This is a genomic window from Vibrio sp. R10-SG3-ISO3, assembly GCF_059834225.1.
Genome location: NZ_JCBDHE010000014.1, coordinates 1 through 14,578 on the forward strand (window position 1 = coordinate 1; position 14,578 = coordinate 14,578).

The window sequence follows — 14,578 nt, forward strand, 5'->3', positions numbered from 1 at the left end:
GTCGTTAAAGAGCAGCTAGCAGGCAACAAGGTCATCTACAAAGCCATATAATCTGCCCGCTCAGTATTGCCGTGCTCTGTGAGTGAGCACAAACACAAGAGCCTCGATGAATGTCGAGGCTCTTGTGTTTTTATCGGGCACGACAACCAGTTTTTAACATTTGTCACAATTATCACATCTTTCTACTGATTCATTTTACTCATCAATTACTACGTATAAATTGACCTTCTACTTATCTGTCTGGTTAATAACTAGCTGATAAATAGTTATTTATCTATTGTTGTATAAATTATCCTACGTATTACTACGTAATTCTTTGGTCTAAGGCTTGCGGGGGTTGTTAATTTTTCTCCGTGTTCACGCTGATTTAATAATCAATAGCTTTCTACCAAGCTGTAAACGAAACAAAAGTAACTGGATAGTTGCTACAGCTAACAAAGGACGTGAACATGAGTCTAATTAAACAAACGTTGAAACGAGTACTGAAAGGGACCGCGATGGCTGCGGCGCTTGCGGTTGCGGCAACCTCCGCAAACGCAGCGGAAAAAGTCTATCGTCTGAAACTGGCCGAAACTTGGGGACCAAACTTCCCGATTTTTGGTGACGCGACGAAGAACATGGCGAAAATGGCGGAAGAAATGTCTAACGGCCGCCTGCAAATCCGTATTGATTCTGCCAACAAACACAAAGCGCCGCTTGGCGTGTTTGATATGGTGAAATCGGGGCAATACGACATGGGCCACTCCGCGTCGTATTACTGGAAAGGCAAAGTGCCAAACACCTTGTACTTCACCTCAATGCCATTCGGCATGCTGCCCACAGAGCAATACGCTTGGTTCTACTACGGCGGTGGTATGGAGCTGATGGAAAAAGTGTATTCGCCACACAATTTGATGTCGTTCCCAGGCGGTAACACAGACGTGCAGATGGGCGGTTGGTTTCAAAAAGAGATCAACTCAGTGGAAGACTTGCAAGGTCTTAAAATGCGTATCCCAGGCTTTGCAGGCGAAATCCTTGCGGAGCTAGGTGCGAAACCAACCAATATCGCACCGGGTGAACTCTACACCTCGCTAGAGCGCCGCACCATTGATGCGCTTGAGTGGGTAGGTCCATCTCTTGACCTACGTATGGGCTTCCACAAAATCGCGCCATACTACTACACAGGTTGGCACGAGCCAGCAACTGAGCTGCAGTTCCTTGTCAACAAGCGTACTTGGGAAAAATTGCCAGATGATCTGAAAGCGATCTTGCAAGTCGCGATGAAGACTGCTGCGTATGATATGTACACCCAATCTAAGCATGAAAGTGGTAAAAACTGGGTATCTATCAAAACTGAATACCCAAATGTTCAAGTTAAAGATTTCCCAGCGGAAGTGATGACGGCGCTACGTGAAGCGAACGATCGTCTACTTAAGCAGCATGCGGATGAAGATGCGCTTGCGAAGGAAATTCAAGAGTCACAAGCGGCTTATATGCAGCAAGTGCGTTCTTGGACAGACATTTCTACCCGTGCCTACCTCAACAGTTCGGCACAATAACAGCAATAACCTAAGCGCCGAGTTTGTCTCGGCGCAAGCCCAAGAAGCCTCACTCACTAGATTCTGAGTCTAAAACAGAGCGTTTATCGAGTGTAATCAAAGTGTTGTAAGCCTAGCTTGCAACACGCTTTCAAAATTCCATGGAGTAGGGAATGAGAAGTCTTATCTATGTCGAGCGTATTTTTAATCGCTTTGGTGACTTTCTAGGCTGGCTATCCAGTATTCTTTTTATCTTATTGCTTGCCAACGTTGTCTATGACGTGGTGATGCGTTACGCATTTAATGATGTCTCCATCGCGTTCCAAGAAATGGAGTGGCATCTCTTTTCAGCCGTGTTTTTATTGGGTGTCCCTTATGCGCTGAAAGCGGGCGGGCATGTTCGAGTGGATCTTTTCTACGAGCGACTATCGATGCGCGCCCAAGCGATCATTGATCTACTTGGTACGGTGGTCTTTCTTTTCCCATTTTGTTTGTTGGTGGCGTGGTTTGGTATCGATTTCGCCAAAGAGAGCTATGCGTTAGGTGAGACATCGGGCGACCCCGGTGGTTTGCCTTACCGCTGGATCATCAAAGCCATGATTCCGGTTTCCTTCTTCTTTATGGCTATCAGTGGCATTGGATTATTGATCCACTCCCTCAATAAGATTTTTAACCCACAGCTGCTGTACGTTAACAGCAAAGATCAACACTAGGAGACAAGAAAATGGTCGGTATTGTAATGTTTTTTGTCGCCTTGTTTGCACTGCTGCTAGGCTTTCCCGTCGCCTTTACCTTTGGCGGTATCGCATTGATTTTTGGTGTGTGGGCCGAAGGCATGGATATGTTTGCCTTTATGCCTTATCGCATCCAATCCATTATGGAAAACACGGTGCTCATGGCTGTGCCGTTATTTGTTTTTATGGGCTTGGTGCTGCAAAAGACGCGTCTGGCGGAGCAGTTGCTTGAGTCTATGGGGCGCTTATTTGGTGGCGTTCGCGGAGGTATCGCGATCTCCACCGTGCTGGTGGGAGCGTTGCTTGCGGCCTCTACTGGTGTCGTGGGGGCCTCGGTGGTGGCGATGGGGCTGATTTCACTGCCTGTGATGCTTAAATATAATTACGACAAGGGATTGGCCTGCGGTACCATCTGTGCTTCTGGCACACTAGGCCAGATCATTCCGCCCTCTATCGTGTTAATTTTGCTCGGTGATGTGCTGGGTGTGCCTGTCGGCGATCTGTTTCAAGCGGCGGTATGGCCGGGGTTAGTCTTGGTTGGTGCGTACGTCATTTATATTTTGATTTATGCGAAACTCAACCCAGAGGCGGCGCAACCGATTCCAAGTGATGGCAGCATAAGTCGTAAGCAAGAAGTGATCACGGCGCTTAAAGCGGTGATCCCACCGTTGGCCTTAATTGTGGTCGTTCTTGGGTCTATTTTTGCTGGCGTGGCGACACCGACGGAGTCGGCAGCGCTTGGTGGCGCGGGTGCTATCGTTCTTGCTCTGCTTTATAAGCAATTTAGCTGGGGCATGGTGTATGACGCGGCAAAAGAGACGGTTAAAGTGACCGCGATGGTTTTTGCTATCTTGTTGGGTGCCACCGCTTTTTCGATGGCGTTCACCTATACCGGTGGTGACTACTTGGTCGAAGAGTGGATGCTGCAAATTCCTGGCGAGAAATGGGGCTTTTTGATCATCACCATGTTGGTCATCTTGGTGTTGGGCTTTTTCATCGACTTCGTTGAAATCTGTTTCATCATCGTACCCATCATCGCGCCTGTGGCGGAGTTGTTAGGGATCAACATGACTTGGTTTGCTATTTTGATTGCGATGAACTTGCAAACCTCATTCTTAACGCCGCCTTTTGGTTTCAGTCTCTTCTATCTCAAGGGCGTGGCGCCGAAAGGGGTCACCACCACGGATATCTACCGAGGCGTGGTGCCGTTTATTGCGATTCAAATCCTGGTACTGGCGTCACTGTTGGTCTTCCCTCAATTTTACGGAATGTGATCACTCGATTACAGTTGATTAACAACTCCTGCTAAAGTGGAGGCCACCCAAATCGGGTGGCCTTTGTGTTAAATGGGGAGAAGGAATGCCGTTACAAGCCAAGCTGATTTTGCTTAGCCTTGTGCCTTTGCTTCTGGTGACGGCCATCACCAGTTGGATTTCAATTCATCAGGCGAAAACCCTAGGTGAGCAAGAAATTGAGATTTTTGAGAGTGGCTTAATCAAGTCAAAAGAGTCGGCGCTGAAAGACAGCGTCGATCTCGCGTTTGACGCGATCGCCTACATCTATAATGACCCTCATTTGCCGGAAGAGGTGGCCAAACAAGAGGTCAAATCTATCCTCAATAAACTCCGCTATGGCAAAGACAAAGATGGCTATTTTTTTGCCTATGATGGCGAAGGGACCAACTTAGTCCACCCTGTGATGCCCCATCTTGTAGGCGAAAACCTTTACGATCTGCAAGATGAAAACGGCGACCACTTGATTGCCTCTTTGTTGATGCAAGCGCGCAGCGGCGGCGGTTACCACCGCTATTTGTGGCAAAAACCGTCGACGGGGGAAAATGTCCCCAAGCTTAGCTACGCGGCTTGGCTGGATCGCTGGCAATGGATGATCGGCACTGGGGTGTACATCGAAGACATTACCCAAGAAGTGGCCAACTTGCGCTCTGAAGTGAACAAAAACATCGAAACGACCTTTTTCTCTGTGATCGTCATTGTGGTGGTCACGGTCGCGGTGATTGTTGTCATCACCTTGGCAGTCAATCTTCACGAGCACCGTTTGGCGGATAAAAGTTTGAAGGAGCTGGCACATAAAACGGTGATGTTTCAAGAGGATGAGAAGAAGCATCTTGCCCGAGAATTGCACGATGGCATCAACCAACTGTTGGTCTCTAGCAAGTGCCATCTTGAGCTGCTCGGTAATAAACTTGATGACGCCGTCCTTCAGCAATACGTCACTCAGTCGCAAAATTCGCTGCTGACGGCGATCAACGAGGTCAGACACATTTCTCACCAATTGCGCCCGAGCGCATTAGATGACATCGGCCTTGAGGCTGCGCTGAAAACCCTGCTGCACGATTTCAAACTGCACTCGGGGATTGATGTTGAAGCGTCGATCCACACAGAGAAAGGCAAGCTAAAATCAGAAGTGGCAACGACCTTGTATCGTATTGCTCAGGAGTCTTTGACCAACATCGAGAAACATGCACAGGCGAAAAACGTCACCTTAATATTGCAGCAGATGGGCAGCATGCTGCAATTGATCATTAGAGATGATGGCGTCGGGTTTGATGTGACGTCCGCGTTGAGAAAAAATGGTATTGGACTGAGGAATATGCGCGAACGCGTAGAATTTATTGGTGGAGAGATTGAAATCGAGAGTGACGCCGGGCTGGGTACTGAAATTACCGTCTTACTCGAACTGGAAGGATTAGTGTATGGATAAACCAATTGAAGTGGTGATCGTGGACGATCACCAAGTGGTGCTGGATGGATTCATCGCACGGTTAAAACAAGAGCCAGAGATTCGAGTAGTAGGCTGTGCTAGTAATGGTTTAGAAGCGATTGATGTGGTCAAGGCACTGAATCCAGATGTGGTTTTAATGGATGTCAGTATGCCGTTGATGAACGGCATTGATGCGACCCGCCTTATCAAAGAAGAAATGCCCGAGGTCAAAGTGCTGATGTTAACCATGCACGATAACCGCGAATATATCATGAAGGTGATGCAGGCTGGGGCGGTCGGCTACATGCTCAAAGAGATTTGTGCCACACGTATGGTGCAGGCCATCAAAACCGTCTATCAAGGCTCAACCTACTTCTGTGAATCAGTAACGCAAACCCTCTTTTCCCAAGAGGTGATTCCCGCCGCGCAAAAGCCCAATCCATTGAGTCGCCGAGAAGAAGCGGTGCTTAAGTTGGTGGCACAAGGCAACAGCAGCAAAAAGATCGCGGCGCTGCTCAATATCAGTTTTCGAACCGTTGAGACCCACCGTCAAAACATCAAACATAAGCTCGATTTGCACAGTACCGCAGAATTGGCCAAGTATGCCGTTGAACACGGATTAGACGTTTAACGACCCTAATTAATCGTTACGACAAAAAGTCGCAATTGCCGATTGCATTACCACTTCGGTATAAGGCGTTTTCCTATTAATTCATGGAGCGCCAACGGCTGATGAACGCGCTAATCGATGCACTTTTTACACACGGTTACTATATTTGGGATGATTTTCTTTCAGAACACGAAGTGGCGGAGCTTCGTGATTGCCTACCGGACACCTGGAAAAAAGCACGCATTGGCCGCAATGAAGAGACGGTTCGCGCTGCCTCGATTCGAAGCGACAAAATTCACTGGTTGTCTCCTGCGATGGGCGAACCTGTTCAGGCTTACCTAGACAAGATGGAGCGTATTCGTCTGGCGGCCAACCAGCACTTTTTCCTCGGCCTCTTTGAATATGAAGCGCACTTTGCTAAGTATGAGCGCGGTGACTTTTATCAAAAGCATCTCGACAGCTTTAAAGGCAATGAAAACCGCCGCTTAACGACGGTGTTTTACATGAATGAAGAGTGGCATGAAGCCGACCAAGGCGAGTTAGTGATTTACGATCTCAACGATCAAATGATTGAGAAGGTCGCGCCGAAAGCGGGTCGCTTGCTGGTGTTTTTCTCTGAGCAATTTCCTCATGAGGTACTGCCCACCCAAGCGGAACGATACAGTATCGCTGGGTGGTTTCGAGTCAACGGCGTGCAGGGCAACCAGCTCGATATTGCGCGCTAACGCTACGGCCTCCGCGAGCGCCCTCAAAGGCAAAAGTGACAGTTTTCTCGGGTTAGACCGTACATGCCGGCACGACTCGCCAGGTGCTTATTGCCTTCTCTTAGTCCCATTTTATAGCCATCTAACAATCGGTCTTGACGCATGGTGAGGCGATTCACTTTAAACGTCTCATCAGGTGCGATGACTCTAATCTGCGTGCCTTTCGGTGGATTGCGGATAAAGTCGAGCGAGCGGTTGTAGTTCTCTGCTCTCACGGCCATCGCGTTGGCGATGGCGGGATATTTGGCCAGCAATCGCCTCATTAGCCAAGGATGTTTTGCTTTTGGCATTCGATAGCTCAGCGGGTGTGACAGAATCACAGTGATCTCTCTGGCGCCGCGTCGGTGCGCCTCTGCGACAGGGATCGAATCGGACACGCCGCCGTCTGTGTAGCAATTGCCAGAAAAGCAGGGCGTATGTTTGTACGCAATAGGCAGAGCGCAGGTCGCCTCAATCACTTGCTCTAAGTTATGCGGTTTGACCTGATAATAGTCCGCTTCTCCGCTATCAATATTGGTCGCGGCTGCAATCAGCGGCATGTTACCAAACATCATGGTTTCATTGATCGGATAACGACGGTTTGATTCGCGGATAAGCCAGCCGACATCGACCAAATTCCCCCCCTTTAAAAAGCGTCTCGGATCGTAAAAGCGACGGTCGGTGGCGAGTTGGGTGATGACATTAAAGCTTCGCTCGGGCTGTTTAGACAAGTAACCGATGAGATTGGTGGAGCCAGCCGACACACCAAGCGTAAAGTCGTAAGGGTAGTAGTCTTGGTGGATAAACGTATCCAATACGCCTGCGGTGAAGATTCCGCGCATCGCGCCGCCTTCCACAACCAGTGCTTTCATGCTTTCTCTCAACTCATTTCATTAAACAGGTCTTACCAGATTACGTAAATGGGTCGGTGTTGGTAAATCGTTTATGCAAATTGCTGGGATAGGTCAAATCGAACAACTGGATCAATTGTTTTAAACTATTAAAGCAATAGATTTAAACGGTTTTACCTATTTACTCTGTGGCGATACATTAAACCCATCACGACAACGCACCGTATAAAAAAGGGCGTAAGTCATTCTCAAACACCTGAGTTTTTTAATTACTTAAGTGGTTAGACACGTTGTTTTAGAGGGCAAAACTATGACATCACAAATTAATCTTATTGGTCTAGATAAAGACAAAGCACAGCAACTCGCCGTTGAGCTCAACGATCTTCTTGCACACTATCAAGTGCTTTACATGAATACCCGTGGTTACCACTGGAACATCAAAGGTCAGCAGTTTTTTGAGCTGCATGTGAAATTTGAAGAGATCTACACTGATCTGCAAACCAAAATCGATGAATTGGCAGAGCGAATCTTGACGCTGGGTTTCACGCCAGACCACAGCTTCACCCAATACCTTGAAGGCAGTACGATTCAAGAGCACAAAAACGCGACACAAGGGAGTGAGTGTGTCAAAGGTTTGGTTGACGGCTTCAGTGTGCTCCTGAGTAAACAACGCACGATCCTAGAGCAATCGGGTGACGCTGCGGATGAGGGCACGGCGGCACTGATGGGAGATTACATCCGTGAACAAGAGAAACTGCTATGGATGCTAAACGCGTATTTGCAGTAATGGCACGGCTTTTACCCACCTATTGATGGGGCGCCGAGAAAAAACACTGAGGATATAACCAGTAAAATTTGACGGTTGATGATCATCGACTATACTGTATGTATAAACAGTCAAGGAGGTGGAATATGATATGGGAAACCATTGAACGCGTTAACCGCCTACGTCAAAAGGCGTTGTCAGACCCGGAGTTCATTCAATCAGCGAAGGAGCATGAGCAAGCCATTCGTCATCAAGATGAAAGCTATGAAGCTCGCGCCAAACGGAGCAAGAAATTGAAAGATAGAACTTTGGCCGATATTTACAAGCAAGTCGACTTTGCACCGGATCCCGAAGGTCGGCAACATTAAAGCCTTGCTCCAATCGTCATTTTTCTGTTTAACCTAACTCTAAGCAGCCCACTCGGGCTGCTTTTTCGTTCAGGCTTTTTCGTTTTGGTAAGATGGGTGGCAAAAAAAGAAGGTCGCATCACGCGACCCAATCACAGGAAGTCAACAATGTCAGTCGACAAAGCATATCAACATGGAGTTTTCTCATCCCTAGACAACTTACTTCTAAAGTTTAGTTGAAGATGTGGGAATGAACAGAGTGTGAATTGAATTAATGCTAAGTGGAAAACGAGAGCAGACGCGGCTTAGCGTAGACAGGGCGGGTGGTTATGGGTGCGGCAAGGTCTCATAAATCAAGGGTAAAGGTTCCTATTTATCTGCCGATAACTATACTAGTTAGAGTGGGTTAAGGCCGAAATAGGAGCCAGCCATGAACGACATGGAACAAAAAAGACAATACTATCGCTTAAAATATCCTCGCCGAGCGAGACCAAGTGTGCGCTTTTCTGATGAGCGTTTTCACGTCACTGAGGTCTCGGAAGGGGGGATTCGTGTCGTGATGAATAATTTTACCTCGGTATATAAGGGACTATCGCTTGCCGGTATTCTGGATCTACACTGCGACAACCAAGTAGCCATTGAGGGAGCCGTGCTGCGTATTGATGGTGGAGAGGTCGTCCTTAAACTGAAAAAAGGGCCGACATTTAAACATATGGTGCAAGAGCAGCGTCACATCAAAAATACCTATCCTACCTATTTTGAGCGTTTAAAAACCATCGAAGCGGCGTGATGGTTTCACGCGTTACTCACCGTGTCGCCACCCTGTTAAAGCGTCGTTATTTCGTTAGGTGATGGCTATACACCCCACGCGTTCGCTGCTAATGTCTAGCCACGAGAACGCAAAACCTTTGGAGTGCGACATTGCACGGATTGCCTCAAGATCCCCATTCTCTTTTTGATGTGCCTCACGAGCGCCGAACGCGCACCTCTGATGTCATCCTCGCGTTAGCAGAACAAGCCAGTCAATCGACCATTACCTTGCGTAGCTTGACGCAACGCTTTGGCGATCGCACCTTCGGCTTGTTTTTGGTGCAGATGGCCATTTTTAGCATCGTGCCGTTTGTCTCTCTGTTTGCAGGGCTCATCATCATCGTGTTGGGCTTACAGATGGTGGCAGGGCGACGTCGTGCTTGGCTTCCAGATTGGATTCTTGATCGTGCGATGCCCGCCGCTGCGGTCAAAAAAGCACTGTTAACCTTTGAGCCTAAAGTGCGAGCGATAGAGCGCTATATCCGCCCACGATGGCGATTTACCGAAGCGCCCATTGTCGATCGATTGAACGGCAGTATTGTGGCTGTATTAGGAGTGATTATTGCGATCCCGGTACCCTTGGCGAATTTGGCGCCTGCCCTGGTGGTGATCTTTATGGGGCTGGGTTTGCTTGAGCGTGATGGCTTAGTGCAAATGGTTGCCTTACTTCTCGGGCTACTGGCGATGACGACCATGGGGTATTGGCTATTTATTCATTAATGCCAGAATGAGAGAAACGCATCACACGAATCTATTGACACTGTTTGATAATCAAACTAAATTGACAGTCAAATAGTTTGAAGGTCAAAGTAATATGCGGTCATCATCTTGCCAATCTCACGGTTTTTCCAGCCACAATCATCAAGGGGAAACCCGCACTTTCTATGTCTTACTGCTGACGGTCGTCACCATGGTGGTGGAAATCGTTGCAGGGACAGTCTATGGCTCGATGGCTTTGCTGGCGGACGGATGGCACATGGGTACTCATGCCGCCGCATTTTGCATCACGCTATTTGCCTATCGCTATGCGAAAAGGCATGCCAATAGTGGTCGTTTCTCGTTTGGTACCGGTAAGGTCGGCGTGCTCGGTGGTTACACTAGCGCCATTGCTCTGGGCATTGTTGCGCTACTGATGGTAGTGGAATCGGTTCATCGCTTGATCAATCCTCAACCGATTCAGTTTAATGAGGCAATCTTGGTCGCGGTAATAGGTTTAGTGGTCAATCTTGCCAGTATGGTGTTGTTGGGCGATCATCATCACGACCATCACGACCATCACGACCATCACGACCATCACGACCATCACGACCATCATCATGACCACAATTTGCGCGCCGCCTACTTACACGTGTTGACCGACGCCTTGACCTCTATTCTTGCCATTGTGGCGCTGCTGTTTGGTAAATTCTATGGTTGGCATTGGCTTGATGCCTTGATGGGTATCGTCGGAGCCTTGGTGATCACCAAATGGACGCTCTCCTTGATTCATCAAACTAGCCCAATCTTACTTGATGGAAGCATCGATGATCACTACCTGGATGAGGTGGAGTCAGAGCTGGTGCGTCACGGTGAAGTGGTGGACTTACATGTTTGGAAAATCAGTGGCCATCATCACAGTGCCGCGATCACACTCAGGGTCTCTAACGGGCAGACGGCTGAAGAGATCAAGCAGCATTTAGAGAAGTTTGATAAGATTCATCACCTAACGTTAGAAGTACAGTATGAGCCGCAATGAACACGTTATCGCAACTCAATCACGCACTGACTGAATTTTATGACAAACTGTCATCTTGGGAGCAGTCGGTCGTCAAAGAGACGGGGTATAGCTTAGCCCAAGTGCATACCATTGAAACCTTGGGGGTTAATGGGCCCTTGCGCATGAAAGAACTGGCGCAAAAACTTGGAATCACAACGGGGACGCTAACCGTGCAAATCGATAAGTTGGTCAACGCAGATCTGATTGAGCGATGCCCGCACCCTGACGACCGCCGAGCGATTGTGGTTCGTTTGACCGAGCAAGGGCAAGAGATTCATCAGCGCCACAATCAGCTTCATCTTGAATTGGTGAACGAATTGACTCAAGGACTCGAGGCCCAACAAATTGAGACGTTGCTTCAGTGCGTTAATGCGATGAATGATCAGTTTTGAACGCTGAGCGACGGTGAAGATTGCGCCATAAGCCTCGTCCTATAGAAGGTTTCTATGTAGTGGTCAACTAAAATTGGCCACTTCGGGAATCGGCTTGGGTGCCTCTTCGAGGTCGGTTTTATCGCTGCACACAGTGCCCTATCGGAATCCGGGTTTGCTGGCAGCCGTTAATTTTGGTGATGGTTTGCACTGGAACCGCATCCCATTAGGTTTTGCTATCAAGAGGCTCGGAGGCTAGGGCCATATTCCCATCCAAACAGCGGATAAAGACAGTCGGCGCGAACGGCGTTGTCAAATAAGCCGTTTTTGATCATCAAGAGAAAAATCAGTTCAATGTTGGTGGAACCGCGATTAAGCAGGTTGAGTGATTTAGGCAGCAAACGCTCAAGCATGAACTTAACCTGTTTATAGCCGCCGATTTGACCATTGTGAAGGAACATCCAATGATCGACGATAAAAGGATGACAATTGGGTCAAAAAATGATCCCAGAGTATCGTGACTCTGGACTCATTTTTAAGTCTACGGTTGTGTAACCAGACTAAACTTTGAAGTTGCCCACGAGATCGTTAACGTGCTCTCCGGAAACAGCCAATGAAGAACTTATTTTCTCAGCACGTTGTAAATCAGCACTTAGCTCTTCAACGATGTGCTGAATCGCGACGAGGTTTTGATTAATATCTTCCGCAACGGCGCTTTGCTCCTCAGCGGCGGCGGCGGTTTGTATCCCCATATCATGAATCGTGCGGACTGACGTTTCAATGCCACCCAAGCGTTGCTGGATTACAGAAGAATCTTGTACCGTTTTTTCTCCACGTTGCTGGCTGGCGGACATTGTTGAGACCGCTTTTTTAACGCCATTTTGTAGCGCTCTGAGCATCTCATTAATCTCTTCTGTACTCGATTGCGTTCGACTCGCCAATGAACGGACTTCGTCTGCCACGACAGCAAAACCACGACCTTGTTCGCCTGCTCGCGCCGCTTCGATAGCTGCGTTCAGTGCCAACAAGTTGGTTTGTTCTGCGATGCCGCCAATCACTTCTATCACACTGGTGATTTGATGGGTTTGATCGCTCAAAGACTCAATGGCATCAGAGGCAATATTCACCTCAGCAACTAATTCGTTGATGCTCCTCATCGCTTCAGCCACCTCTTGCTGGGCATCTTGAATTTGTTGATTTGCTTCGTTTATCGAGTCAGAGGTAAGGTTAGTGTTGTTCGCGACTTCACGAGAGGTCGCGGCCATTTCCGTTACTGCCGTGACGACTTTTTCCGTTTCTTGACTGTGATGTTGCATTGTTTGGCTCGACTTTGAGGTATGAGCATCTAAATCGTGGGCTGCTTGCATCACGGAAACAGAACTGTTTTGAATATCTTTAATTAATGGCTGCATTTTATCCATAAAGGTGTTGAACGCTTGACCTAGCTGAGCAACCTCATCGTGTCCTTTCGTTTCCAAACGACGGGTTAAATCACCACCCCCCTGTGCTACGTCATGAAGTCGTTGAGCCATATTGGTCAGTGGTAACAAGCTTTTGCTTACAACCAAACTGATAATAATAATAGTGATAATAAGACCTAACACTGAAACCATAACGGCAAAGCCGATATCCGACATTATGTTTGCTTCACGTTCGACACGATATTGAGCCACGAGCTGATCGACGTCGTCGATATAAATCCCTGTACCCAATACCCAGTCCCATTTGGGTAGGTGCTCCGCGTAACCTAATTTTGGTGCTTGTGCATCAATGGATGGCTTATGCCAAGAGAAGTAAAGAAAGCCGTCACCTTTTTGAGATGCGTCGATAAGTCCAGCAATGACGGGGACGCCATTATCATCTTTTAAATCATAGAGATTCTTGCCTTCTAACGATGGCTTGATGGCGTGCATCGTGTTAACGCCTTGGGAGTTGTAGGCGAAGAAGTAACCATCATCCGCAAAACGCATACTTTCAAGAATGTGTTTTGCTTGCGGAATATTTTCACCATTTTTATCACTCTCATAGAGAGATTGAATTGCCGTGCGCCCCATCAATAGATACGCTTTTAGCTCATCTTGACGAGACTCAATGAGTTCCTGACGATACAGTTTGGATTGCTCCTCAAGATCTCGGACGCCATTCCAATAGAAGATCCCAGTTACTAAAACGGTAATCAGTACGAGGGGAATAATAGTAATTGACAGCAATTTCCCGCGACTTTTTAAATGCATAACCATGCTCCACATTATTTTTTGATGCTGGCTTGAGATGTAGGGGGGAACCAGCGTTATTGTTGTAATTCGTTTGTTAATGTAGCGATTATTTTTCTGATGGTATATGAGAGAGTAAGCAAAGCTTTGCAGGGCTCACAAACCGCTATCCGGATCGGGCAATTGCAACGTATTGAGTATCTCCTCATAGCGTCCGGAGCGATGCAGTTGCTCAAGCCCTTGATTGAACTTTTCAACTATGAGCCTGCTTTGGGGATGCCGTTTTGAAATCATCAGGTGGTAACGACGCTCTTCAGTCGGAAAACGAGATTTGGAAATTCGAGTCATTTCTTCACCATCGAGCAGGGCCTGCATGAAGTAGCGACCCACGTGCTCTTCTAAAGAGATCACTTCGATGCGTCTATACAGTAGCCGTCTGAATAAATCTTCGTAGGTGCCCACTCGCTCGATGGTTAGACGCTGCTCTGCCTCCATTTTCTCTAATAACGGATAGCTAACATGCATCGGTGCCCCAAGGATCGTACCTTCCAACGCTTCCATATTGGGATAGCTTTCTTGGTAACCGTCGAGAAAATAGAGGTAGTCATGGCTCTCAATGATTGGGTCACTGAAGACAAAGTCATCATCACGCTGAAGTGTCCAAATCCAAGGAAATGTGCCTATCCATATGTTGTTCATTACTTGAGTTTGTTTGTAGGCTCTCGGCCACGGGAAAAAGGCGAACGTCACCTCTATATCTACTTGCGCAAAGGCTTCTGTGACGATTTGACTGGCGATACCGTGATGTTGAAGAGACTCTGAGGTATAAGGCGGAAACTCACCAATGGCGAGGGCAACTTCTCGTATCGAGTCGTGCGCGTAGACAGAAGGAGTGAGCAGCAACCCACATAGCCAAACCCATTGCCAACCTCTCAACATGGTTTCCCTCCGTGACGTGTTGTCCTCTGCCCACAGAGCGGAATATAAGTGGGACTAGGTTCATATCAATAAGCGTAGAGCAATACTACGCTTTGCATATGATACGTCAATAATGAGGAGCGAAAAGTGGTAATGAGAGTTGACCGTAAAGCGGGAAAATAAAACGAGCTAGCCAAAAGAGGGCTAGCTCGTTGACCTGT

General features: G+C 47.7%; 16 protein-coding genes. 12 read left to right on the forward strand and 4 right to left on the reverse strand.

Annotated features, from left to right (window positions below; translation table 11 throughout):
• Positions 1–449: 449 nt before the first annotated feature.
• The 6 genes from AC6R1A_RS02840 (at position 450) to AC6R1A_RS02865 (ending at position 6,307) form a co-directional block, all read left to right on the forward strand.
• A complete protein-coding gene (locus AC6R1A_RS02840) occupies positions 450–1,538 on the forward strand; it encodes a TRAP transporter substrate-binding protein (protein WP_487901226.1) in 1,089 nt (362 codons plus the stop codon).
• Positions 1,539–1,690: 152 nt separating this feature from the next.
• A complete protein-coding gene (locus AC6R1A_RS02845) occupies positions 1,691–2,230 on the forward strand; it encodes a TRAP transporter small permease subunit (RefSeq protein ID WP_334552396.1) in 540 nt (179 codons plus the stop codon).
• Positions 2,231–2,241: 11 nt separating this feature from the next.
• On the forward strand, positions 2,242–3,525 hold the full coding sequence (locus AC6R1A_RS02850; RefSeq protein WP_334552395.1) for a TRAP transporter large permease: 1,284 nt from the start codon (positions 2,242–2,244) through the stop codon (positions 3,523–3,525).
• An 85-nt stretch (positions 3,526–3,610) separates the two neighbouring features.
• A complete protein-coding gene (locus AC6R1A_RS02855; RefSeq protein WP_334552394.1) occupies positions 3,611–4,972 on the forward strand; it encodes a cache domain-containing protein in 1,362 nt (453 codons plus the stop codon).
• Entirely contained in the window at positions 4,965–5,603 is a 639-nt protein-coding gene (locus tag AC6R1A_RS02860; RefSeq protein ID WP_334552393.1) for a response regulator, read from the forward strand. Before AC6R1A_RS02855 ends, AC6R1A_RS02860 begins: the two co-directional genes overlap by 8 nt.
• Before the next feature lie 101 nt (positions 5,604–5,704).
• A complete protein-coding gene (locus AC6R1A_RS02865) occupies positions 5,705–6,307 on the forward strand; it encodes a 2OG-Fe(II) oxygenase (protein ID WP_500630431.1) in 603 nt (200 codons plus the stop codon).
• 23 nt (positions 6,308–6,330) lie between these two features.
• Here the strand turns inward: AC6R1A_RS02865 and AC6R1A_RS02870 are convergent, their stop codons facing one another.
• Complete coding sequence (locus AC6R1A_RS02870) at positions 6,331–7,197, reverse strand: patatin-like phospholipase family protein (RefSeq protein WP_500633811.1); 867 nt, start codon at positions 7,195–7,197, stop codon at positions 6,331–6,333.
• A 289-nt stretch (positions 7,198–7,486) separates the two neighbouring features.
• On the opposite strand from AC6R1A_RS02870, the gene AC6R1A_RS02875 reads away from it, so the two are divergent.
• The 6 genes from AC6R1A_RS02875 (at position 7,487) to AC6R1A_RS02900 (ending at position 11,247) form a co-directional block, all read left to right on the forward strand.
• The gene (locus tag AC6R1A_RS02875; protein ID WP_334552390.1) at positions 7,487–7,963 is read left to right on the forward strand and encodes a Dps family protein; all 477 of its coding nucleotides are present in this window, start codon (positions 7,487–7,489) and stop codon (positions 7,961–7,963) included.
• A gap of 125 nt (positions 7,964–8,088) precedes the next feature.
• Positions 8,089–8,310, forward strand: a complete 222-nt coding sequence (locus tag AC6R1A_RS02880; protein WP_334552389.1) for a hypothetical protein — start codon at positions 8,089–8,091, stop codon at positions 8,308–8,310.
• Positions 8,311–8,719: 409 nt separating this feature from the next.
• Positions 8,720–9,079, forward strand: a complete 360-nt coding sequence (locus AC6R1A_RS02885; RefSeq protein WP_487901231.1) for a PilZ domain-containing protein — start codon at positions 8,720–8,722, stop codon at positions 9,077–9,079.
• A 131-nt stretch (positions 9,080–9,210) separates the two neighbouring features.
• Complete coding sequence (locus AC6R1A_RS02890; RefSeq protein ID WP_500633812.1) at positions 9,211–9,819, forward strand: exopolysaccharide biosynthesis protein; 609 nt, start codon at positions 9,211–9,213, stop codon at positions 9,817–9,819.
• Between the two features lie 94 nt (positions 9,820–9,913).
• A complete protein-coding gene (gene dmeF, locus AC6R1A_RS02895) occupies positions 9,914–10,834 on the forward strand; it encodes a CDF family Co(II)/Ni(II) efflux transporter DmeF (protein ID WP_500633290.1) in 921 nt (306 codons plus the stop codon).
• The gene (locus AC6R1A_RS02900) at positions 10,831–11,247 is read left to right on the forward strand and encodes a MarR family winged helix-turn-helix transcriptional regulator (RefSeq protein ID WP_500629752.1); all 417 of its coding nucleotides are present in this window, start codon (positions 10,831–10,833) and stop codon (positions 11,245–11,247) included. The genes dmeF and AC6R1A_RS02900 overlap by 4 nt, the downstream gene beginning before the upstream one ends.
• A 218-nt stretch (positions 11,248–11,465) precedes the next feature.
• Here AC6R1A_RS02900 and AC6R1A_RS02905 read toward each other — a convergent pair whose 3' ends face one another.
• The 3 genes from AC6R1A_RS02905 to AC6R1A_RS02915 form a co-directional block, all read right to left on the reverse strand.
• On the reverse strand, positions 11,466–11,687 hold the full coding sequence (locus AC6R1A_RS02905) for a hypothetical protein (RefSeq protein WP_500633291.1): 222 nt from the start codon (positions 11,685–11,687) through the stop codon (positions 11,466–11,468).
• Between the two features lie 99 nt (positions 11,688–11,786).
• On the reverse strand, positions 11,787–13,460 hold the full coding sequence (locus AC6R1A_RS02910) for a methyl-accepting chemotaxis protein (protein ID WP_500629750.1): 1,674 nt from the start codon (positions 13,458–13,460) through the stop codon (positions 11,787–11,789).
• A 135-nt stretch (positions 13,461–13,595) separates the two neighbouring features.
• The gene (locus AC6R1A_RS02915; protein WP_500629749.1) at positions 13,596–14,378 is read right to left on the reverse strand and encodes a substrate-binding periplasmic protein; all 783 of its coding nucleotides are present in this window, start codon (positions 14,376–14,378) and stop codon (positions 13,596–13,598) included.
• Positions 14,379–14,578: the final 200 nt, after the last annotated feature.

What these genes read in the sequence shown, in the direction of transcription:
- AC6R1A_RS02900 (WP_500629752.1), top strand. Translation starts at nt 10,831, where the DNA reads ATGAACACGTTATCGCAACTCAATCACGCACTGACTGAATTTTATGAC.
- dmeF (WP_500633290.1), top strand. Translation starts at nt 9,914, where the DNA reads ATGCGGTCATCATCTTGCCAATCTCACGGTTTTTCCAGCCACAATCAT.
- AC6R1A_RS02915 (WP_500629749.1), bottom strand. Translation starts at nt 14,378, where the DNA reads ATGTTGAGAGGTTGGCAATGGGTTTGGCTATGTGGGTTGCTGCTCACT.
- AC6R1A_RS02855 (WP_334552394.1), top strand. Translation starts at nt 3,611, where the DNA reads ATGCCGTTACAAGCCAAGCTGATTTTGCTTAGCCTTGTGCCTTTGCTT.
- AC6R1A_RS02885 (WP_487901231.1), top strand. Translation starts at nt 8,720, where the DNA reads ATGAACGACATGGAACAAAAAAGACAATACTATCGCTTAAAATATCCT.
- AC6R1A_RS02905 (WP_500633291.1), bottom strand. Translation starts at nt 11,687, where the DNA reads ATGTTCCTTCACAATGGTCAAATCGGCGGCTATAAACAGGTTAAGTTC.
- AC6R1A_RS02845 (WP_334552396.1), top strand. Translation starts at nt 1,691, where the DNA reads ATGAGAAGTCTTATCTATGTCGAGCGTATTTTTAATCGCTTTGGTGAC.
- AC6R1A_RS02840 (WP_487901226.1), top strand. Translation starts at nt 450, where the DNA reads ATGAGTCTAATTAAACAAACGTTGAAACGAGTACTGAAAGGGACCGCG.
- AC6R1A_RS02875 (WP_334552390.1), top strand. Translation starts at nt 7,487, where the DNA reads ATGACATCACAAATTAATCTTATTGGTCTAGATAAAGACAAAGCACAG.
- AC6R1A_RS02850 (WP_334552395.1), top strand. Translation starts at nt 2,242, where the DNA reads ATGGTCGGTATTGTAATGTTTTTTGTCGCCTTGTTTGCACTGCTGCTA.
- AC6R1A_RS02865 (WP_500630431.1), top strand. Translation starts at nt 5,705, where the DNA reads ATGAACGCGCTAATCGATGCACTTTTTACACACGGTTACTATATTTGG.
- AC6R1A_RS02910 (WP_500629750.1), bottom strand. Translation starts at nt 13,460, where the DNA reads ATGCATTTAAAAAGTCGCGGGAAATTGCTGTCAATTACTATTATTCCC.
- AC6R1A_RS02860 (WP_334552393.1), top strand. Translation starts at nt 4,965, where the DNA reads ATGGATAAACCAATTGAAGTGGTGATCGTGGACGATCACCAAGTGGTG.
- AC6R1A_RS02880 (WP_334552389.1), top strand. Translation starts at nt 8,089, where the DNA reads ATGATATGGGAAACCATTGAACGCGTTAACCGCCTACGTCAAAAGGCG.
- AC6R1A_RS02870 (WP_500633811.1), bottom strand. Translation starts at nt 7,197, where the DNA reads ATGAAAGCACTGGTTGTGGAAGGCGGCGCGATGCGCGGAATCTTCACC.